This is a genomic window from Peribacillus sp. FSL K6-5616 (assembly GCF_038008245.1).
Lineage (GTDB): Bacteria > Bacillota > Bacilli > Bacillales > DSM-1321 > Peribacillus > Peribacillus frigoritolerans.
Genome location: NZ_JBBOYT010000001.1, coordinates 3,031,707 through 3,051,615 on the forward strand (window position 1 = coordinate 3,031,707; position 19,909 = coordinate 3,051,615).

The window sequence follows — 19,909 nt, forward strand, 5'->3', positions numbered from 1 at the left end:
CATTCACCTCATTGACTAGTAGGAGTAATCCATTAACTTGGGAGCATCTGTAGAATCGTTTCGATAATGACCGTCAAAATCGGAATCGCCATGGCAAGAATCAAGATTTTTCCGCTTAATTCTATTTTGGAAGCGAGCGAACCTTGTCCTGCATCTTTTGTAATTTGGGAAGCGAATTCTGCAATATAGGCAATTCCGATTATTTTTAAAATGGTCTCTAGATACACGGTATTTACATTCGCATTAACTGCAATTTTTTCTAACATTAAAATGATTTCGTATATTTTGTCAGCTAAAAAAAGAAAAATGGAGCATCCTACAAAAACAACAAGCAGGAATGCTAAATTTGGTTTTTGCTCTTTGACGATCAGTGCCAAAAAGGTGGCAACTAGGGCAATGGCCACGATTTTTATGATTTCAATCGCGAATCCCTCCCTTACTGAAATAGAAATACAGATTTAATTTTTTGAAATAAATCCTCTACTACAGAAGCAACCATGAATAAAATATAGATAAATCCGAAAAGTGTCACCCACTGGGCATATTCCTTCTTCCCAACCTGATCGAGTATCGTGTGAAGAAATGCCACTACAAGCCCCACACCCGCTATTTTAAATATGATGTCCACGTCAATGCCCATTTTCATTCCCCCCACATATTCCTACATCAGCAAGATGATCAATAATAGCCCTGATAAAAAACCAAGACTTTTCATCATTTTTTCATATTTCCCCTGGCGGTCGAGTGCATCGGTTTCTTCCCGTTCCAGATGTGCCATCGTTAGCATGATTTGCTTTTGCTGATGATATTTATCGCTTTTCCCAAGCGTCTCCCCAAACTGTGAAAGAATCTCGAATTCTCCCTGTTTTAAAGCAAGGGATTGCCATATTTTCTTCAAACTATCATCCCATGCTTCCTTGACGGTGGTTTCACCTGACTCGAGTCGATTTGCAAATGTATCGAAAAAGCTGGACAAAGGTTTGGCCATCTGTTTAGAAAGTTTCCTTGCCGCTTCTTTCAAAGGTGTATGACCGAACATGATTTCAGCTTCAAGCGATTGCATGGCGACTTTCAGCTGTCTCAGTTGACGGGGCCTCATACTTAATTTTTTCGCCGCTTCAAAACCTGCCCAAGTCGTCGCTATAATAATTATCGCTGCTCCCATTAACTTAAACATGCGGGTTCACTCTTTCTCCCAAGTAAATGGGAACCCCTGCTGCATCAAGGACTTTGTAGCTCCTCCTACCGGATTTACTTCTTTTTAATTCAATAAAGCGTTCAAAGATGTTTTGCTTTAATATTTCGGCGATAATGGGTCGCTTCTTGATTTCATCCAGTGTATGGCCATGCGTGGTTATCATGAGTTTAATACCTGCATTCACGGCTTCCAGCACAGCCTGCGTATCCGCTTCGCGGCCTATTTCATCCACGATCAATACATCCGGGGACATCGAACGGATCATCATCATCATCCCTTCCGCTTTAGGACATCCATCGAGAACATCAACTCTTGTTCCGAATTCGAGCTGCGGCACTCCATGCACACATCCGGCAATTTCTGAGCGCTCGTCCACTATCCCCACCTTTTGAGGGGCAATGCCGAGTTTTTCATTACCACCGGATATCATTCTTGCAATATCACGTAATATGGTCGTTTTTCCCGTTTGCGGAGCACCGATCAACATGGTATGCTGCCATTCCCCGTCATATAAATATGAAGTGAGAGGTTCAGCTGCACCTATTTTTTCACGTGCAACCCGAATATTGAATGAGGAAATATCCCTGATCGCTTTGACCGACCCATTTTCCAGGATCACCTTGCCAGCAAGCCCCACCCGATGTCCGCCCGCTATGGTTATATATCCTCGCTTTAATTCTTCCTCAAGCGTATATAACGAAAATTGACCTATATTATTCAATAATTGATCTGCATCCGAATGGGTCACTTCATAGGAAAAAAAGTATGGTTCCCCCCCTACAATGACCTCAAGCGGCCTTCCAACCCGAATTCGCAGTTCTTCCATCTTATCGATCATCATCGGTGTCATACCGCGGAGTTGCTCGTATAAACTTTTCGGTAAAAAAGAAAGAATCGTTTCCATTTTGACAATCCTCCTGTATACACCACTTTCAATAAAATATATGCCGACAAGCCCGCAATGATGACAGGCTATTAAAGAAACGGATCATTTATTGATTTTTTATAACTTCCTGGATCTAAAAAAGACCGAGAAATTAATCTCGGTCTACGTCTTTTTATTTTAAAAAAGTTTCAGTTGATTTCAGAAATCCGCTCCCTTTCCGCCGACTGTCTGCCAAGCCTCCTCAGCGCAAGCGCCTGTGGGGTCTCGGCTAGCCAGTTATTGGGCAGGAGTGTCGCAAATTTCTTCAATCCTATATAGGTTTCATCCAATATAAAAAATAAACCATGAAGGATAACCAAGTCTTGTTTTAAAAACACGGTTCGGATACATTTTTCATTTAAAAGTTTCAGTTGATTTCAGAAATCCGCTCCCTTTCCGCCGACTGTCTGCCAAGCCTCCTCGGCGCAAGCGCCTGTGGGGTCTCGGCTAGCCAGTTATTCGGCAGGAGTGTCGCAGATTTCTTCAATCCAGTGAGGGTTCCACTCCATAAAAAAGTAAAACATGAAGGGTAACCAAGTCTTCTTATAAAATCATGGTTTGGGATGAGACCATACGGACCTTCCAGACTGGGAACTTGAGGAGATGAGGATGCTTTTTAAACATGATCATGATTCGATCAGCATGAATGATTACTTTGGACCAACTGGTGCCAGCTTGTAAAATGGAGATTAAAGAGGACTATCGTGTGTACAAATCATCCAATTGCATTTGTGCAGGACTCGTTCATCTTTATCACAGTGTTGTACAGAAAGTAAGGACCTTCAGAAAGTGGTGACACTTCATATTTGGCAAGAATAAATGGAAGAAGCAGATCATCTGCGTCATCATGAAGTCCCATCCAATAAAAAATCAAAAAGGTTTCGGAATGAGACCATTCCGAAACCTTTTTGTCTACAATTTGAGGCCGAGATATTAATCTCGGCCTTCTTTCATTTATGCACGTGATACGTAAGAACCTTCATTTGTATTGATCAATAGTTTGTCACCTTGGTTGATGAAGAATGGCACTTGAACCGAAAGGCCCGTCTCAAGTACGGCTGATTTCGTGCCGCCTGAAGATGTATCGCCTTTAATTCCAGGCTCAGTCTCCGCCACTTCTAGTTCCACTGTGTTTGGAAGCTCGACACCAAGTGTTTCCGCTTGGAAAGTCATGATATGTACTTCCATATTTTCCTTTAGGAACTTAAGTTCACGTTCAATGCTTGAAGCCGGGAGCTCGATTTGGTCATACGTTTCGTTATCCATGAATACATGGCTGTCTCCACTTGCATAAAGGTACTGCATCTTGCGGTTTTCAATATGTGCTTTAGCAACTTTTTCACCAGCACGGAATGTTTTCTCCTGGATTGAACCCGTACGAAGGTTACGAAGTTTAGAACGTACAAAAGCTGCACCTTTACCAGGTTTAACGTGTTGGAACTCGATAACCTGCCAAATTCCATTATCTACTTCAATCGTAACACCCGTGCGAAAATCGTTTACTGAAATCATAAATTTGTCCTCCTACATGTACATGTTTACAGAATGATTAACTCTTTAGTTGAATGAGTAAGTTCTTCGTTACCGTCAATTGTAACGATTGTATCATCTTCAATCCGCACTCCGCCTACACCCGGTAAATAAATGCCCGGTTCAACGGTTACAGCCATACCTGGTTCTAAAATGATATCAGACCTAAAGGATAATGCTGGACCTTCATGAACTTCAAGGCCGATTCCATGTCCGGTCGAATGTCCAAAATACTGCCCATATCCCTTTTCTTCAATTAGATTTCGAGTTAGTGCATCCGCTTCCCTGCCAGTCATACCGGGTTTGATCCCAGCCATTCCTCTCAGTTGAGCTTCTAAAACAATGTCATAAATAATAATAAGTTCTTCACTTGGCTTGCCAACCGCTAATGTCCGAGTGATGTCAGACACATACCCGTTATAATATGCCCCGTAATCCAATGTGACAAAATCGCCTTTTTCGATGATTTTATCAGTAGCCACTCCATGCGGAAGTGCGGACCTGATGCCGGATGCTACAATAATATCGAAGGAAGAAGAAGTTGCCCCTTGTTTCCTCATAAAGAATTCAAGTTCATTGGATACATCCAGTTCCGAAATCCCTGGACGCAGGAAATCCAGAATATGCGTAAACGCAGCATCAGCAATAGCAGCCGCTTCCTTTAATATCTTAATCTCTGATGAAGTCTTTATCAAGCGTAAATTCTCAATAACCCCAGACACCGGCAAAAGTTGGCCATCAATGGCCGCTTCATAAGCTTTATATGTAGCATAAGTCAGGTGCTCTTGCTCAAAACCCAGCTTGCCGATATTCATCGCTTTAGCCTGCTTGCCGACTTCTTCGATGATGGTTCCTTTGTGTTGAACGACTTCATAGTCCGGTGCCTGCTCGCCCGCTTGTTCCACGTATCTGAAATCAGTGATGAATTTAGCTTCTTTTTGGGAAATGAGTACAACGCCTGCACTTCCCGTGAAGTTGGTCATGTATCGGCGGTTATATGTACTGGTGATCAAAAAACCATCAATGCCCACCTTTTCCATCGAGGCTCTTAAGCGCATTAGTTTATTCATTTAATTTCCCCCTTTGCAATCTTTGTGATCGCCTGCAACGCCAATTCATAACCGTGTATCCCCAAGCCGACAATCTGTCCCGCCGATACCGCAGCGGTCACTGATTCATGTCTAAAGCTTTCACGGGCATGTATGTTCGAAATATGCACTTCCACCACTGGAACATCAATTCCGGCTATTGCATCACGAATCGCATAACTATAATGAGTAAAAGCCCCAGGATTAATGATAATCCCGTCGATCCCATGATCCTCTGACCAATGGAGCTTGTCGATAATCGCTCCTTCATGGTTAGTTTGAAAAGAGGTTAATTCCACATTTAACCCTTGTGCTTGCAGCATTAATTGCGCTTCGACATCCGCAAGCGTCGAGGATCCATAATGCGCAGGTTCCCGCTTCCCCAAACGATTTAAATTCGGACCATTGATTAGTAAGATTTTTGTCATCATCAAACACCTGCTCATGTTAAAAGAATGCTTTCCATGAACATTCTATCATAATTACAAATTGTCTTACTACTTTTTTACAACCAAGAAGCAATCAGCTTTCCGATTGCTTCTCGGCCTTGTTTTTATAGCGTATATATTCCTGATGATCGTATGATATAGAAAACCCTACAAAAAGACCGTATATAATAAAAATGCATACACTTGTTATAACAGTATTTGCTGACATTTTATAAAAGGTTGGCAAATCGATGAACATCGGTTTCAGGACAAATACAAGCAAAGCCCAGCAGACCACCCCCAAAATAATACCCGGAAAAATACTCTTCATCCTTTTAAAGAGGCTATAGTATATAAAGGCGATCCCCACGGATAGAATTCCGAATATAATCATGGTCATTACCGTACCGAGCCAATGATCGATCCAGGTCATATTTGACCACGAAGTCAGTATGAATTTTGGGCTAAAATCCATAAAGTTAACATAATGGGCTAGAATTCCGATAAAACTGGCTAAAGCCCCCCCTACAAAACCGACAGCAAGTACATTGTAAATTAACATGCTTTGATATTCCTGTTGAATTTGTCCATTTTCATTAGAAGACATATCAAACACCTCCGCTACGTAGTATGCCCTTTGTTAAATAGAACTATTTTTTTTTATTATTGGGGAGGAGAATCACTAGAGGTTTTGTGATTAATTCTGTATGATTAAATCATAAATAATCTGCTTTTTTCAGAGGAAAATCCCCATCCTCTGTTGAAATTTATAATGTACACAGGATAATACCTTCCTGTGATTCAACATTCAAAAAGCAATTGCAGGGGGTAAAGCTTCCATTCCATTTTGGAGGACCGCCTTAAACCCTTGTGATGCTTGATAATACACATGTTAGCACCCATGAGAGAGCTACGTGAATAACTATTAGGTTGGTGTAGAAATGTCTGAGGTTCAAAAACCCGTTTATGGAGGGCAGGCTGTAGTGGAAGGCGTCATGTTCGGTGGCAAACATCACACAGTCACTGCGGTACGCCGCAAAGATTCGACGATTGTATATTATCATCTGCCGCGTGAATCGAAACCTGTTGTAAACCGCTTAAAAAAAATACCGTTTCTACGGGGTATCGTATCACTGCTTCAGTCAAGTGCCACCGGTTCGAAACATCTTAACTTTTCAACTGAACAGTATGAAGAAGAAGACGGGGAAAAAGAGGTCGAAACGAAAAAAGAAACGAAAGACCCCTCTAAATTAAGTCTTTGGCTAGGTGTTGCCGTGATCGGTGTGATCTCCTTCCTTTTTGGGAAATTGCTTTTCACCTTGATTCCTGTCTTCCTCGCAAAATTGACAGAACCCATTTTCAGTGGCCATACGGCTCAGGTATTAGTGGAAAGCTTGTTCAAGCTGATCTTACTGCTCGTATATATTTATGTAGTTTCCTTGACGCCATTGATCAAGCGGGTCTTTCAGTATCACGGAGCAGAGCATAAGGTGATCAATTGCTTTGAAAGCGGAAAAGAATTGACGGTTGCGAATGTGCAGGCAAGTTCCCGCCTTCATTATCGCTGTGGCAGCAGTTTTATTTTATTTACTGTCATTGTAGGGATGTTTGTCTATCTTCTTGTACCAACGGATCCGCTATGGGTTCGTGTCGTCAATCGCATTTTACTTATCCCCGTCGTGCTCGGCATAGCATTCGAAGTCTTGCAGTTGACTAACAAAGTAAGGGACACTCCCATCCTGCGTTACCTTGGCTATCCCGGCCTTTGGCTTCAGTTATTGACAACCAAAGCCCCTACCGATGATCAAGTCGAAGTCGCATTGGCATCCTTCCAAGAACTGTTGAGGATGGAAAAAGAGACCGAAAAAGGTTTAGAATCAGATGTAATTGTGTAAAACATCTATACACATTTTGATGATGGAAAATCATATACTAACTAAATGAATGATCTTCATTTTTTTCAAATATTTCACAATTAAAATGTTTAAAATAAGCTAAAAATGCTTATGATGCTCTTAAGGAGGTGTCTTTGTTGAAACGTTTCATATCTTTCATGATATACGGAATCATCGCCCTCGGAGTCCTCGGACTATTGAGCCGACTATTTAATGACCCGATTGGCTTTTTTAGAAACATTCTCATAATAGCCATTGTCGCAGGGATTATTTATATGATTTATACCGGATTAACAAAGGGAAAACCAGTTAAGAAAGAGCAGCAAGCATTCCGAAAGGCTGCCCGCCAATCGAAAAAAAGGCTAAAAAACCGAACTTCGAAAAAGGATAATGTGGCTAGCTTCTCTGCAGCAAAATCATCAAAGAAAATAAAATGGAGAAAGAAAACGGATAGTCACTTAACCGTCATCGAAGGGAAAAAGAATAAAAAGAAAAATCGGGCTTCTTTTTAAGAGCCCGATTCAGTTTGTAGACAAAAGGGGTTCGGAATTAAAAAATTCTGAACCCCTTTTGAAATTCCCTTTGAATTTTCGCCCGAAGGGCAAAGGTAACAATCAAAATGTTCATCGTATACATAGTCCTGTTTGCGGAAAAATCCTTCTTTGGTGCGAGGACGTGTATAAGGTAAAGCCGGTATGATTTCTTTGTTAAATAGGTAGCTTGTAATCGCTGGTGTTTTATAAGCTGCATCTGCGGCAACGGCTTCCGGTTTTCCAACTTTCTCAATCACTTGTTCAACTAGTGGCTCTAAGATCTGACTGTCATGTGTATTTCCAGGTGTTACAATCGTTCCCAATACAAAACCGTTGCGGTCTGCGGCCGCGTGGAATGAATAGGCAAACTGTTTTGTTCGTTCATCTTTCACATAGTAGCCACTCTCAGAATCCGTTGTACTTTCTTTAATCTCTTTGGTCTCTTCTTTATCAAATTTATCTGGTGGAAAAGGCTTTTTTCCATGGTTTTCACGATCTTGATTGATTTCTTCTTGAAGACGTCCTTGATACGCTCGTGTTTCTTTACGAACGATTTTCTTTTCAAATTTCCGTTTATTCGCACTGGCTTTCACATGTGTGGAATCCACGAAAACGTGTTCAGCACTTATTAACTTTTTATTAGCAGCTGTCATTAAAATGCGATAGAAAATCTGTTCAAACAGATCTGTATCTTTGAAGCGTCGCTCATAATTTTTCCCGAACGTAGAGAAATGAGGTACTTTATCATGGAAACCATAGCCTAAGAACCAACGGTAAGCCATATTGGTTTCAACTTCTTCAATCGTTTTACGCATGGAACGAATACCGAAGGTATATTGAATGAAAGTCAGTTTAACTAAAATAACTGGATCAATACTTGGGCGTCCTACCTCTGAATACATATCTTTCACCAAGTCATAAATGAAAGTGAAGTCAATGGCAGCCTCCATTTTACGAACCAAATGGTTCGGTGGCACCAATTGATCTAAAGTAATCATTTCAAGTTGATCTCGCTGAATAGAATCATGTTTAGAAAGCATCCTCATCACCTCAAGTTTTAATACTTCTATTTTAAAACAAACATGACTCCAGGCAAAAGTGTTCTATCTAAAAGGTAAGACAAAGTTGATTGGAACGGAAGGTACGAGACTCCTGCGGGAAAAGCGCGTCTAGGGGAGACCCCGCAGGCGAAAGCCGAGGAGGCTCCCCGACCGCCCGCGGAAAGCGAGTGCCTGGAGTGGAAATCAACGTCCAAATTGTACAAGCCATAAAAATAGACAAACTCGATTTTCATCGAGTTTGTCTACAGTCTGAATCGGGCTTCATTTTAAGAGCCCGATTTTTTTATTTAACATCAATAAGTCCATTTTTTAAGGAATTCTTTCGTACATTGCCTGCCTTTATTGATCAATTCACCCTTTTTTTCATCATCCAGATTAAAATCCATTGCAGAAATTCCCTTCATCGGGATGAATACAATATTATGGACGTGTTTCTTGGAAATATACCGTGCATCATGGGCATCCTTCATCGTTTTGAATAGTGCGGAGAACAATTCAACCGCATTATCCACCTCATGCGGTTTCCATATCTCATCGACGCTTAACCGCAAGCCTATGACCGGTCTTTCCTTTCTAACATGATCTGAATTGAATAACCACATTGGAAAATTGCTTAACACACCTCCATCAACAAAAAGGAACTTGCTTTTTCCGACATTAAGTTTGACTGGCTCAAAGAAATAAGGAATGCTGCAACTCATTCTTACTGCCTTTGCCACTGGAAAAGCACCCGGGTCTATTCCATAATTAGGCAAATCATCAGGCAGTACGACCAATTTCCCATTTGAAATGTCAGAGGTTATGATACGGAGTGATTTCGGCCGAACATCCTTAAAGGTGACTACATTCCTTTCGGCAAGTTTACCGGCGACCCATGCTTCCAAGGCGTTACCTTTATAAAGGCCCAGTTTCCAGTATAAAAGAAGCCATTTGGCAAATGGGATAGGCAAAAGACCACGCCTTTTATCCAGCAGGCCGCTTAAATCTATATCAAGAAAAAACTTTTCCATTTCTTTTCCCGTGTACCCAGCCGCTACGAATGCTGCAATTATGGATCCTGCACTCGTACCTGCTGTTCGATGGAATACAAATCCCTTTTCTTCTAATTCCTGCAGGGCTCCCACTAAACCATAGCCTTTAATCCCGCCTCCGGAAAAAACGCCGTCAATAATCATAGCTGCCCTCCCCTAATCCGGTCTTTACATTTCTAAGCAGGATTAGAGCGATTTATGACAGTTTTAAAAAGAAAATGGCCTTGATTCAGGTAAAATACTGAATTTCCGCTTTCGGGAAGAATTCCGCTATATACCCACGAATGGTCGTTTCCAGTTCTGCCGCTTCCTCGTTTTGATAAACATATTTACCAATTCCATATCGGCCCCATTTATATTTACGCTTCGTTTCGTCCAGTTCCAATTTTGTTTTCGGATAGTTTTTTTGAATCACTTTTTTTGCTGGACCAGTGAACCGATGCTGGATTAATTCGAAAGTCAAGTCAGGAATATCCACCCCTTTTAAGGCCTCACTCAACCGTTCGAATAATTCATGGTATCCCTCCTTCCATGCTTCATGACGGTATATTGGAGCTACGATAAAACCCAGGGGATATCCGGCACCTGCCACTTTACGTGCCGCTTCCATCCGTTCTTCGAAGCTCGAAGTCCCGGGTTCGAAATTCTTTATCACATAACGTGAATTTATACTGAAGCGAAATCTCGTTTTTCCATTATGTTCAGCATCCAACAGATGATCGACATGATGGAATTTAGTGACGAACCTAAGAACCCCATATTCACTTTTCCCAAAATACTCTATGGCCCTTTTTAACGAATGTGTCAAATGATCAATTCCGACGATATCCGATGTACAGGCTGCCTCAAAACGGGTAATTTCAGGCTTTCTCTCATTTATATATTTTTCGGCTGCCTCGAAAATCTCGTCAAGATTCACATATGTCCGAATATATGGCTTTGATCCGAGTGTCGTCTGTAAATAACAATAGTGACAATGCCCCATGCACCCTGTAGCAAGAGGGATGGCATATTCAGCAGATGGCTTTGAAGAATCGAATTTCAATGTTTTTCTGATTCCTACCACGAGTGTCGATTTGGCGACACGATATTTTTGCAGATCATTTTCTCCAGGAAGATCCCTAATTTGGTTATGCGATGTGGTCTCACGGATTTCAATGTTCAAATCTTCGAATTTCTTCTTCAATTCCCGGCCAAGCGGGTATTCCAATGCCCTCGGCTCGATATATACTAACTGTGGCATAAATGGTTTCATTTCGATCTCCATTCTTTTTTCGATTTGTTCATACTTTCAATCGAACTACACAATCTAATTCATAAGGATAGTTTTTCTTTATTCTTTTATCCTCATGATTGTTTTTACTTGGAAATTCAAAATGAAGGAGATGCGATATGGCTAATAAACGAGACTTCTTGACAAATGGAATGGGAAAACAAACGATCACCGTTCAAACAGATAATAAATTTCCAAATCCAAGGAATATACCGGGAGACTCGGTCGATGAATTTTCGGTATTGAAAGATGGCAACCAATATCTAGCCGAAAAGGAAATAGGGCAGCAAAATGAAAATGGTTGATTGAACGTGAAAAGAAGACCGAATTTACGATGATTCGGTCTTCTTTATTGGTATTTAATTGAACAGACTATCACTGCCCTGGATTAATGACTCTAAAAAAAAAGCCGTTAAGATAGCTTTGCAGCATACTTAACGACTTCCTTTGCATCAGCTTATAGCCCGCATTTCAATTGCGCTCCGCAATTCGTGCACGTATTGCATCCGCCCATTTCCTGAACTTCACCCTTACGGCATACGGGGCAAGTGTTGCCCACTTCCGAACCAATTGTAACATTCGTCGAACGCAGCTCATTTATCGTATCGACCAATACAACTTTTTTCTTTTCTTCCACATCTGTCAATTCATCCATTTCAAGCTGCTCGTCCATTTGGTTTTCTTCCGCTTTGAGCGTAAGGACCTGACTGTCACGGCTGCCATCCACATATACCGTTCCGCCTTTTGCTCCGCCTTTGTATAGACGTTCATATACCTTTTCAACTTGTTCGACAGTATATCCTTTTGGAGCATTGACCGTCTTGCTGATCGAGCTGTCAATCCAGCGTTGAATGATGCATTGAACATCAGCATGTGCTTCTGGAGCTAATTCCATAGCGGAAATGAACCATTTTGGAAGCTCTTCTGTATCGGCTTCTGGATGGCGATCCAAGTATTCCTGTACAATGTCAGCCTTAACTTCAATGAATTTACCAAGACGGCCGCTGCGGAAATAAGTGAAGGAGAAATACGGTTCAAGACCTGTGGATACCCCAACCATCGTTCCTGTACTTCCCGTAGGAGCCACTGTCAATAAATGAGAGTTACGGATACCATGTGCAGCAACACTTTCCCTGATATCTTCCGGCATTTTTTCCATAAATCCGGTTTGTGTGAAACGTGTTCTAAGCTCATTGGTTTCTTTGTCCGTTGACCCGATCAGGAACGGGAAACTGCCTTTTTCTTTAGCAAGTTCCACTGAAGCCCTGTAAGCTGTGGTCGCAATCGTTTCAAACACCTTGTCAACCAGGATATTTCCTTCTTCAGAGCCATATTCCGTTTCACAGTAGATCAACAGGTCATGCAGACCCATTACACCAAGTCCAACCCGTCGCTCGCCCAGTGCCTGTTTTTTGTTTTCATCCAAGAAATAAGGAGTTGCGTCAATGACATTGTCCTGCATGCGCACACCGACTTCAACTGTCTGCTTAAGTTTCTCGAAATTAACCGTTTTGCTTTCTTTATCAGCCATTTCAGCCAGATTGACAGCCGCAAGGTTACATACTGAATATGGGGCCAATGGCTGTTCTCCACAAGGGTTCGTGGCTACGACCTGTTGACCGTATGCTTTGGCATTCGTCATTTCATTAGCATTATCGATAAAGAAAATACCTGGTTCAGCAGAATATGTTGCACAAATGTTTATTAAGTTCCAAAGCTCTTTAGCCCGGATTTTACGGTAAACACGGACTTTATGACCCATTTTCTCCCATTCGCGAACATCACCGACATTATGCCATTCTTCATTGTAAATGGCCATTTCTTCGGCATTATAGCTTTCAACATCAGGAAAACGCAATTCATATTCCGCATCTTGTTCAGCCGCTTCCATAAATTCCTTAGTCAGGCAAATAGAGATATTGGCTCCAGTCAGGAAATCCGAATTATGAACACTGTACGTTCCGCCTGTACGGATCTTTTCCTCTGCATCCCTAATGATTTTCTCGCTGAACCCGCCTTGGCCAGGAATCTCCTTATAATTGATGATCCCTTGATACATAGCCGTTTCCTGTTCCGTGTGCGTCGTGAATTTCAATTTATCCGTCGCATATTTCTTGATGGCTTCATCTTTAGTGTTTTCCACTAGGTAACGCAAGATCCTTGGATTTTGCATTTTGGAAATGATGAACTCTGCAATATCGGGATGCCAATCAGCAAGCATGATCATTTGCGCGCCTCGTCTGCTGCCGCCCTGTTCAACAAGATGCGTCAGTTTTGCAATATCGTCAAGCCATGACACCGAACCCGAGGATTTTCCATTTACCCCTTTTGCCAGAGTGTTTCTTGGACGCAGTGTCGATCCGTTCGTACCCACTCCGCCGCCGCGGCTCATGATTTCCATCACTTGTTTCCTATGTTCTGAAATACCTTCACGTGAATCCGGTACGAATGGCATTACATAGCAGTTGAAATAAGTAACATCCGTATTGGAACCTGCACCGTATAATACTCGGCCTGCCGGGACGAAATTAAGGTTCTTTAATTCTTCATAGAATTTATTGAACCATTCCGTTCTTTTTTCTTCCGTGGTTTCCACTGATGCCAATCCCGTTGCATTACGTTTCGCAATTTGTTCATAGTATATTTCAAGCGGCTTTTCGATTATATCCAACGGACGGTTTACAATTCCCGTCTCGACTTCTTCCGGATTATCCAATACGCCACGGAATTCTTCATCCACCAATACCTTGGCTTTTTTGGTTTCCCAATCAATTTCAACGATGTAACCGAGACCCCTTGCCGGGAATTTCGGATCTTCCTTAATCGTCAACACGACGAAATCGCCTGCCGAGAGTGTGATTTTTTCAGTATCCTTAAAAGAATAGCGGTCAAGCATGACTAGACGGGACACTCCCTTATGCGCCATTTTCATATCAGCAGTTACAGGGTGAACCTGGGGAAATAAAGAAATATCCTTATTCAACCTTTCTAGATCAACCTTTAAAGCTTCTTTTATTACAACCGACATAATTCCCTCTCCTTTATATGTTTCATGATCCGTTCTTGCTGCCGCAAAAATCCTTATGTAGCCTTACATGTCCGTTTCGCTTAACAAGTACCCTAAATCTATCATAGCGAAACTCAAAAATCAACATATAGTGTCGCATTAAATATTTCAACTACTATATATTGTGTTTGTTTTGAATAACTTTTAATTTTGTCAAACGTTAAATCAATTAATATAGTTAGCAAAAGGGAGGAAAATGTCGATTTACAATAATTTTTCATCAGATTTCAATTAATTTGGACCTTGCTTTTTCCCCATCCCTTTTAGGGCTTATCCCTGCAAGGGATGTGTTATTCGGTCAAACAAATCTGAAAAAACTTTTTATTATCCACTCTAATTATGCTTCCTCTATCTCATGAAATTCCATTCATCGCTTTCGTATTTGCTTTCTGCAATGGCCTTCACTTCCAGCAATTGCTTTTCGGTGAGGACATATGGCTCTAAATCGACCGAAAGTCCTTCGGCAAAACCTTTTTCGAAAGCTTCTTTCGCTTCAGGGATGGTTATCTTTCTCCCGGCAATGTCATTCATGGCCACAGCTTTGTTTTTTAAGTTTTTTTGCATTCTCTCTTTAACCCTGTCATTTGAGAATTTAAATACGCTAAAGAGCTTATCATCATCAAGCTCAAGCAAAATGGACCCGTGCTGAAGGATGACGCCTTTTTGCCTGGTTTGAGCGCTGCCAGCGACCTTCCTGCCCTCAACGACCAGTTCATACCAGCTAGGTGCATCAAAGCAGACGGAAGACCTGGGCGATTTTAAAGCCGCTTTTTCCTGTTCGCTTCGAGGCACGGCAAAATAAGCATCCAATCCAAGATTCCTGAACCCCATCAATATACCTTCAGAAATGACACGATAAGCTTCAGTAACGGTGGTTGGCATTCCCGGATAGGATTCTGGAACGATTACACTATAAGTCAATTCATGTTCGTGCAGTACCGCTCGTCCCCCTGTCGGCCTGCGAACAAAACCAAGGCCCTGCCTTTTGACCTCTTCCAGATCGATCTCCGCTTCTGCCTTTTGAAAATAACCGATCGACAATGTCGCTGGATCCCAGCCGTAAAAGCGTATGATCGGCGGAATTTCCCCTTTGCTTTGCCAGTTTAACAGGGCTTCGTCCAGCGCCATATTAAAAGCCGGTGAACAATACCCCGAATCTATAAAACCCCATTTTTCTTTAGTCATCCTTACCCCTCGTTTCGATAGACGTTTTTCAATCCCCCACAAAAAACTCACATGTAGTAGTTTAACAGACTTTAACACTCTAAAAAAGAAAGTGCTATCAAGTCATGAAGAATTTGATGAAAATACTTTTTGATTATTGGGTAAAGCAATTATATAATAAAGATTGTCTGTATTCGTTAAGGTAGAAGGGAGTTTTTATGTTTGGAAATATTATATACACTGCTCATCATCCTAGGAGTGGTTATTGCGTATTCACTTTTTAATTGGTACCGCCAGCGTAAAATCGTTAAAACACTAACACAGGACGAATTTATCGCCAACTACAGAAAAGTGCAGCTAATCGATGTGCGGGAACCGAATGATTTCGAAAATGGTCATATCTTAGGCGCAAGAAACATCCCTATGACTCAAATGAAAACCCGCTTGGTCGAAATTAGGCCGGACAAGCCTGTATATTTGTATGCTCAAAGCGAGATCATCAGCGGCAGAGCTGCAGCCATGCTATACAAAAAGGGCTACAGGGAACTTTTTCACTTAAAGGGCGGTTTCAAGATGTGGACCGGGAAAATCAAAGCAAAGAAATAAGACCCCATCTCGGCATGGGCTCTTTTTAATTCCATAGCTCAAGTAAAAGAAAGTCAACTGTTGGACTTTAATGGAATCTTACATAAACATGAAAAATCCCCGCCGGAAGGCAGGGATTTTTTTCGTGTAAGCTACTAATCTAGGCTTGATAACGCAAAACGGGTTTTCTGGCAGCAAGAGTTTCATCAAGCCGCTTTATAACGGTTGTATGCGGAGCTTCCTGAACGATTTCCGGAGTTTCTTCCGCTTCCTTGGCAATCTGGATCATCGCATCGATGAACGCATCCAGCGTTTCTTTTGACTCGGTTTCAGTCGGTTCTATCATCATTCCTTCTTCCACGTTCAATGGGAAGTAAATGGTTGGAGGATGATACCCGAAATCCAGCAATCTTTTAGCTATATCGAGAGTCCTTACCCCCAATTTCTTTTGCCGGCGTCCGCTTAATACGAATTCATGCTTACAATGACGATTATATGGTAAGTCAAAATAAGGTTCCAACTTGCGCATCATATAATTGGCATTGATGACCGCGTTCTCTGTGACGGCTTTAAGGCCATCAGGACCCATTGAACGGATGTACGTATATGCCCTCACGTTTATTCCGAAATTACCATAATATGGTTTTACCCTGCCGATGGATTGCGGACGATCATAATCAAGGACGAATTGCTCACCTTGCTTGACTATAAGAGGTTTAGGCAAGTAAGGAATCAAGTCGGACTTCACACCTACAGGACCAGAACCCGGGCCGCCGCCTCCATGCGGGCCTGTGAATGTTTTATGGAGATTTAAATGAACCACATCAAAGCCCATGTCACCCGGTCGTGCTTTTGATAGGACTGCATTCAGATTGGCTCCATCATAATAAAGCTTCCCACCTGCGTCATGGACAAGTTGTGCCATTTCCAAAATATTTTCTTCAAACAATCCCAATGTATTGGGGTTCGTCAGCATCAAGGCCGCCGTATCAGGTCCGACAACACGTTTTAAATCTTCAAGGTCGACTAACCCATTTTCATCGGACTTAACTGTAATCGTTTCTAGTCCGGCAACAGTGGCAGAGGCAGGATTCGTACCATGGGCCGAATCAGGTACAATCACTTTCGTCCGTTCTGTATCTCCATTCGCTTCGTGAAAAGCGCGAATCATCATCAATCCTGTCCATTCTCCGTGGGCACCTGCTGCAGGCTGTAATGTCACTTGGTCCATCCCGGTGATTTCCGTTAAGTGTTCCTGCAAATCAAATAATAGTCCCAATGCTCCTTGTACAGTAGCGGGATCTTGATATGGATGGATATGGGCAAAACCGTTGAAGCGTGCCACATTTTCATTTATTTTCGGATTATATTTCATGGTGCATGAACCCAGTGGATAAAAACCCGAATCCACCCCATGATTCCGTTTGGAAAGTGCAGTATAGTGACGCATGATATCCAGTTCGGACACCTCAGGAAGCTTTGCCTCTTCTTCACGGATGTAGTCGGCAGGAAGAATTTCTTCGAGCGGAATAGTTGCAACATCCATTTCTGGCAGACTGTACCCGATCCGGCCGGAAGTACTGATTTCAAAAATGAGTGATTGATCTTGATTATTCATGTTGATCCCCCAATTCCTGCGCAAGTGCATCAATTTCTTCTTTTGTTCTTAGTTCAGTTACCGCAACCAGCATATGGTCTTTCAATTCAGGATAAACCGTACCTAAATCGAAGCCGCCGATCATCCCTTTTTGAAAAAGGTTTTTATTGATTTCTGAAAACGGAGCAGGCAGTTTAATGACAAATTCATTAAACGAAGGACCGTCGAATATCACTTCCACCCCTTTTGCCATAATTGCTTTTTTCGCATAATGTGCTTTTTGAATATTTTGCACGGCCATTTCTTTGACACCCTTTTTCCCAAGCGCGGTCATTGCAACAGAAGCTGCCAAGGCATTCAAAGCTTGATTGGAACATATGTTGGATGTGGCTTTGTCACGGCGAATGTGCTGTTCACGAGCTTGAAGCGTCAGTACAAACCCTCTTTTTCCATTCTCATCAACCGTCTGACCGACGAGTCTGCCCGGAACTTTCCGTACAAATTTATTGGTAACCGCAAAATATCCACAATGAGGTCCACCGAATGCCGCTGGAATGCCGAATGGCTGAGCATCCCCCGTTACGATATCTGCACCGAGTGCACCAGGGGATGTCAAAGCTCCCAATGCAAGCGGATTACTGGAAACGATAAACATGGACTTGACGCCATGAATGATTTCTTCCATTTCTTTCAATGGCTCGATCCGGCCAAAAAAGTTCGGATATTGCACGATCACTCCTGCAATGTCATCATTCGCCAATTCCCTTAAAGCAGCTAAGTCAGTCACACCGCCTTCATGAGGAATTTCGATCACTTCCACGCGTTGCCCTTTCGCATATGTCTTCACAACTTCTCTTGATTCAGGATGAACGGTTCCTGAAATGAGAATCTTCTTCCTCCTTGTCTGACCTGAAGCAAGCATCGCTGCTTCAGCCAGCGCCGTCCCGCCGTCATACATGGAGGAGTTAGCCACATCCATGCCCGTCAATTCACATATCATCGTTTGATATTCAAAGATTGCTTGAAGCTCGCCCTGTGAAATTTCAGGCTGATACGGTGTATAAGCCGTATAAAACTCAGAACGGGAAAGAACATGATCGACGATGACCGGGGCGTAATGGTCATAGACACCCGCACCAAGGAAGGAAGCATAATTTTTAAGGTCCGCATTCTTTGCAGCAAGCCTTGATAATTCTTTCATTAATGCAGGTTCCGATTTAGCAGGCTTGATATCGTATTCTCCTTGAAAACGAACGCTTTCAGGGATATCTTTGAAAAGTTCTTCAGCAGTGGATACCCCTATCGCTTCCAGCATTTCTTGTTTATCTTGCTCTGTCATGGGTAAATAACGATGTTTCATCTAATGACCATTCCCCTCTATTTACGTGGTTTTTTATAAAAAGGTGTTTGTATTATAACGGCTTTCAAACGTTTGGAACGGATTTCCACTTCGACTTCCGCATCCAGAACCGAAAATTCCTTATCGATAAGTACCAATCCAACGTTTTTCTTCAATGTTGGCGATTGGGTACCAGTCGTGACCTCGCCAATGACTTCATCACCGCTGTAGACCTTATACCCATGACGTGGAATGCCACGGTCAATCATTTCAATTCCCACAAGCTTTCGGGGAGCCCCTTTCTCCTTTTGCTCAGCAAGAACGGCTTTCCCGAAAAAATCAACTTCCTTATCCACTTTTACTGCAAAACCAATCCCGGCTTCTATCGGGGTGATGTCCGCTGAAAGCTCCTGCCCATACAGCGGCAGTTTCGCTTCAAAACGCAGGGTATCACGAGCACCTAAACCAATCGGCTGAACCCCCTCTTCCTTACCGGCATCCATAATCGCCTTCCAAAGGGCAGGGCCATTTTTACTGTCGCTATATATCTCAAAACCATCTTCACCAGTGTATCCAGTACGGGATACCAGCGTGGAGATACCGTTAATCATGACATGATCCTTGAACCTGAAAAGTCCAATTTCACTTAAGTCAGTACTTCCCGATAGTTTTTGTAATATCTTCTCTGCAGCTGGTCCTTGAAGTGCCAGCTGTGTATAGTCACTTGATACATTCGTAATTTGGGCATCTTCCGTTAAATTTGCTTGCAGCCAATTGAAATCTTTTTCTGTATTCGCTGCATTGACCACGAGCAGATAGTCGTCCTCAGCCCTTTTATACACGATAAGATCATCAACCGTGCCTCCGTTTTCATAACACATGGCTGTATATTGGGCACCGCCCTGTTGCAGCTTTGATATATCATTGGTCAGCATCTTCTGTAAAAAGGAAAGGCTCCCAGGCCCCTTAACATCGACTTCCCCCATATGGGAAACATCGAATAACCCCGCTTTTGTCCGTACGGCTTCATGTTCATCCTTTATACCCGAAAATTGGACAGGAAGTTCCCAGCCGCCAAAATCAATCGTTTTACCTCCGTATTCACGATAAACCTCAAATAGTGGTGTTCTTTTTAAATTGGTCAAAAAATGACCCCCTTCAGATTTTTTTAAAAATTAATTGGCTTCATTATCAA

The 19,909-nt window shown here is 42.3% G+C and carries 20 protein-coding genes and 1 pseudogene; 4 read left to right on the top strand and 17 right to left on the bottom strand.

The genetic code is table 11. The annotated features are described in order from the left end of the window. Positions 1–32 precede the first annotated feature (32 nt). The 9 genes from spoIIIAD to MHB45_RS14520 form a co-directional block, all read right to left on the bottom strand. Complete coding sequence (spoIIIAD, locus tag MHB45_RS14480) at positions 33–413, bottom strand: stage III sporulation protein AD (RefSeq protein WP_223255841.1); 381 nt, start codon at positions 411–413, stop codon at positions 33–35. A 23-nt stretch (positions 414–436) separates the two neighbouring features. Next, positions 437–640 (bottom strand): stage III sporulation protein AC, encoded by a 204-nt coding sequence (gene spoIIIAC, locus MHB45_RS14485; protein ID WP_034308319.1) that lies wholly within the window; start codon positions 638–640, stop codon positions 437–439. 21 nt (positions 641–661) lie between these two features. Beyond that, the gene (gene spoIIIAB, locus MHB45_RS14490; RefSeq protein WP_072273217.1) at positions 662–1,177 is read right to left on the bottom strand and encodes a stage III sporulation protein SpoIIIAB; all 516 of its coding nucleotides are present in this window, start codon (positions 1,175–1,177) and stop codon (positions 662–664) included. Continuing rightward, positions 1,170–2,102 carry a stage III sporulation protein AA gene (spoIIIAA, locus tag MHB45_RS14495; protein ID WP_340907942.1) on the bottom strand — a complete coding sequence of 311 codons (933 nt, stop codon included), beginning with the start codon at positions 2,100–2,102 and terminating at the stop codon, positions 1,170–1,172. Before spoIIIAA ends, spoIIIAB begins: the two co-directional genes overlap by 8 nt. A gap of 170 nt (positions 2,103–2,272) precedes the next feature. Next, positions 2,273–2,461 (bottom strand): hypothetical protein, encoded by a 189-nt coding sequence (locus MHB45_RS14500; protein ID WP_142953094.1) that lies wholly within the window; start codon positions 2,459–2,461, stop codon positions 2,273–2,275. A gap of 616 nt (positions 2,462–3,077) precedes the next feature. Continuing rightward, positions 3,078–3,635: an elongation factor P gene (gene efp / locus MHB45_RS14505; protein WP_034308328.1), complete on the bottom strand. Its 558-nt coding sequence runs from the start codon at positions 3,633–3,635 to the stop codon at positions 3,078–3,080. 26 nt (positions 3,636–3,661) lie between these two features. Next, positions 3,662–4,723 (bottom strand): M24 family metallopeptidase, encoded by a 1,062-nt coding sequence (locus tag MHB45_RS14510; RefSeq protein WP_340907943.1) that lies wholly within the window; start codon positions 4,721–4,723, stop codon positions 3,662–3,664. Next, the gene (aroQ, locus tag MHB45_RS14515) at positions 4,720–5,169 is read right to left on the bottom strand and encodes a type II 3-dehydroquinate dehydratase (RefSeq protein ID WP_048677783.1); all 450 of its coding nucleotides are present in this window, start codon (positions 5,167–5,169) and stop codon (positions 4,720–4,722) included. Before aroQ ends, MHB45_RS14510 begins: the two co-directional genes overlap by 4 nt. A gap of 94 nt (positions 5,170–5,263) precedes the next feature. Beyond that, positions 5,264–5,776 carry a YqhR family membrane protein gene (locus MHB45_RS14520; protein WP_048677785.1) on the bottom strand — a complete coding sequence of 171 codons (513 nt, stop codon included), beginning with the start codon at positions 5,774–5,776 and terminating at the stop codon, positions 5,264–5,266. A gap of 334 nt (positions 5,777–6,110) precedes the next feature. Here MHB45_RS14520 and MHB45_RS14525 point away from each other — a divergent pair, with 334 nt between their 5' ends. Continuing rightward, positions 6,111–7,064, top strand: coding sequence for a DUF1385 domain-containing protein (locus tag MHB45_RS14525; protein ID WP_048677787.1), 954 nt, complete (start codon positions 6,111–6,113; stop codon positions 7,062–7,064). A gap of 137 nt (positions 7,065–7,201) precedes the next feature. Then, complete coding sequence (locus tag MHB45_RS14530; protein WP_048677789.1) at positions 7,202–7,576, top strand: SA1362 family protein; 375 nt, start codon at positions 7,202–7,204, stop codon at positions 7,574–7,576. A 77-nt stretch (positions 7,577–7,653) separates the two neighbouring features. Here MHB45_RS14530 and MHB45_RS14535 read toward each other — a convergent pair. The 3 genes and pseudogenes from MHB45_RS14535 to splB form a co-directional block, all read right to left on the bottom strand. Then, positions 7,654–8,637: pseudogene (locus tag MHB45_RS14535) on the bottom strand (IS1182 family transposase); the annotation flags it as partial. A 314-nt stretch (positions 8,638–8,951) separates the two neighbouring features. After that, positions 8,952–9,833 (bottom strand): patatin-like phospholipase family protein, encoded by an 882-nt coding sequence (locus tag MHB45_RS14540; RefSeq protein WP_161922370.1) that lies wholly within the window; start codon positions 9,831–9,833, stop codon positions 8,952–8,954. 85 nt (positions 9,834–9,918) lie between these two features. After that, entirely contained in the window at positions 9,919–10,944 is a 1,026-nt protein-coding gene (splB, locus tag MHB45_RS14545; RefSeq protein ID WP_034308346.1) for a spore photoproduct lyase, read from the bottom strand. A 137-nt stretch (positions 10,945–11,081) separates the two neighbouring features. Here splB and MHB45_RS14550 point away from each other — a divergent pair, with 137 nt between their 5' ends. Further along, positions 11,082–11,267, top strand: a complete 186-nt coding sequence (locus MHB45_RS14550; RefSeq protein WP_048688331.1) for a hypothetical protein — start codon at positions 11,082–11,084, stop codon at positions 11,265–11,267. A 152-nt stretch (positions 11,268–11,419) separates the two neighbouring features. Here MHB45_RS14550 and MHB45_RS14555 read toward each other — a convergent pair whose 3' ends face one another. After that, positions 11,420–13,990 carry a vitamin B12-dependent ribonucleotide reductase gene (locus MHB45_RS14555; RefSeq protein WP_340907944.1) on the bottom strand — a complete coding sequence of 857 codons (2,571 nt, stop codon included), beginning with the start codon at positions 13,988–13,990 and terminating at the stop codon, positions 11,420–11,422. Between the two features lie 387 nt (positions 13,991–14,377). Beyond that, on the bottom strand, positions 14,378–15,214 hold the full coding sequence (locus MHB45_RS14560) for a lipoate--protein ligase family protein (protein ID WP_048688324.1): 837 nt from the start codon (positions 15,212–15,214) through the stop codon (positions 14,378–14,380). A gap of 201 nt (positions 15,215–15,415) precedes the next feature. On the opposite strand from MHB45_RS14560, the gene MHB45_RS14565 reads away from it, so the two are divergent. Further along, entirely contained in the window at positions 15,416–15,799 is a 384-nt protein-coding gene (locus MHB45_RS14565; protein ID WP_034308355.1) for a rhodanese-like domain-containing protein, read from the top strand. A 139-nt stretch (positions 15,800–15,938) separates the two neighbouring features. On the opposite strand, the gene gcvPB is transcribed toward MHB45_RS14565, so the two are convergent. Genes gcvPB through gcvT form a run of 3 tightly spaced genes read right to left on the bottom strand, consistent with a single transcriptional unit; the run spans position 15,939 to position 19,859 of the window. Then, entirely contained in the window at positions 15,939–17,396 is a 1,458-nt protein-coding gene (gene gcvPB / locus MHB45_RS14570; RefSeq protein ID WP_063594101.1) for an aminomethyl-transferring glycine dehydrogenase subunit GcvPB, read from the bottom strand. Next, positions 17,389–18,735, bottom strand: a complete 1,347-nt coding sequence (gene gcvPA, locus MHB45_RS14575) for an aminomethyl-transferring glycine dehydrogenase subunit GcvPA (RefSeq protein ID WP_338565951.1) — start codon at positions 18,733–18,735, stop codon at positions 17,389–17,391. Before gcvPA ends, gcvPB begins: the two co-directional genes overlap by 8 nt. Positions 18,736–18,752: 17 nt before the next feature. Beyond that, entirely contained in the window at positions 18,753–19,859 is a 1,107-nt protein-coding gene (gene gcvT, locus MHB45_RS14580; RefSeq protein WP_340907945.1) for a glycine cleavage system aminomethyltransferase GcvT, read from the bottom strand. Between the last annotated feature and the right edge of the window lie 50 nt (positions 19,860–19,909).

Coding starts and splice junctions, on each gene's coding strand:
- aroQ (WP_048677783.1), bottom strand. CDS start 5,169: ATGACAAAAATCTTACTAATCAATGGTCCGAATTTAAATCGTTTGGGG.
- splB (WP_034308346.1), bottom strand. CDS start 10,944: ATGAAACCATTTATGCCACAGTTAGTATATATCGAGCCGAGGGCATTG.
- spoIIIAA (WP_340907942.1), bottom strand. CDS start 2,102: ATGGAAACGATTCTTTCTTTTTTACCGAAAAGTTTATACGAGCAACTC.
- gcvPA (WP_338565951.1), bottom strand. CDS start 18,735: ATGAAACATCGTTATTTACCCATGACAGAGCAAGATAAACAAGAAATG.
- MHB45_RS14555 (WP_340907944.1), bottom strand. CDS start 13,990: ATGTCGGTTGTAATAAAAGAAGCTTTAAAGGTTGATCTAGAAAGGTTG.
- efp (WP_034308328.1), bottom strand. CDS start 3,635: ATGATTTCAGTAAACGATTTTCGCACGGGTGTTACGATTGAAGTAGAT.
- MHB45_RS14550 (WP_048688331.1), top strand. CDS start 11,082: ATGGCTAATAAACGAGACTTCTTGACAAATGGAATGGGAAAACAAACG.
- MHB45_RS14520 (WP_048677785.1), bottom strand. CDS start 5,776: ATGTCTTCTAATGAAAATGGACAAATTCAACAGGAATATCAAAGCATG.
- gcvPB (WP_063594101.1), bottom strand. CDS start 17,396: ATGAATAATCAAGATCAATCACTCATTTTTGAAATCAGTACTTCCGGC.
- spoIIIAB (WP_072273217.1), bottom strand. CDS start 1,177: ATGTTTAAGTTAATGGGAGCAGCGATAATTATTATAGCGACGACTTGG.
- MHB45_RS14560 (WP_048688324.1), bottom strand. CDS start 15,214: ATGACTAAAGAAAAATGGGGTTTTATAGATTCGGGGTATTGTTCACCG.
- MHB45_RS14540 (WP_161922370.1), bottom strand. CDS start 9,833: ATGATTATTGACGGCGTTTTTTCCGGAGGCGGGATTAAAGGCTATGGT.
- spoIIIAC (WP_034308319.1), bottom strand. CDS start 640: ATGGGCATTGACGTGGACATCATATTTAAAATAGCGGGTGTGGGGCTT.
- MHB45_RS14525 (WP_048677787.1), top strand. CDS start 6,111: ATGTCTGAGGTTCAAAAACCCGTTTATGGAGGGCAGGCTGTAGTGGAA.
- MHB45_RS14510 (WP_340907943.1), bottom strand. CDS start 4,723: ATGAATAAACTAATGCGCTTAAGAGCCTCGATGGAAAAGGTGGGCATT.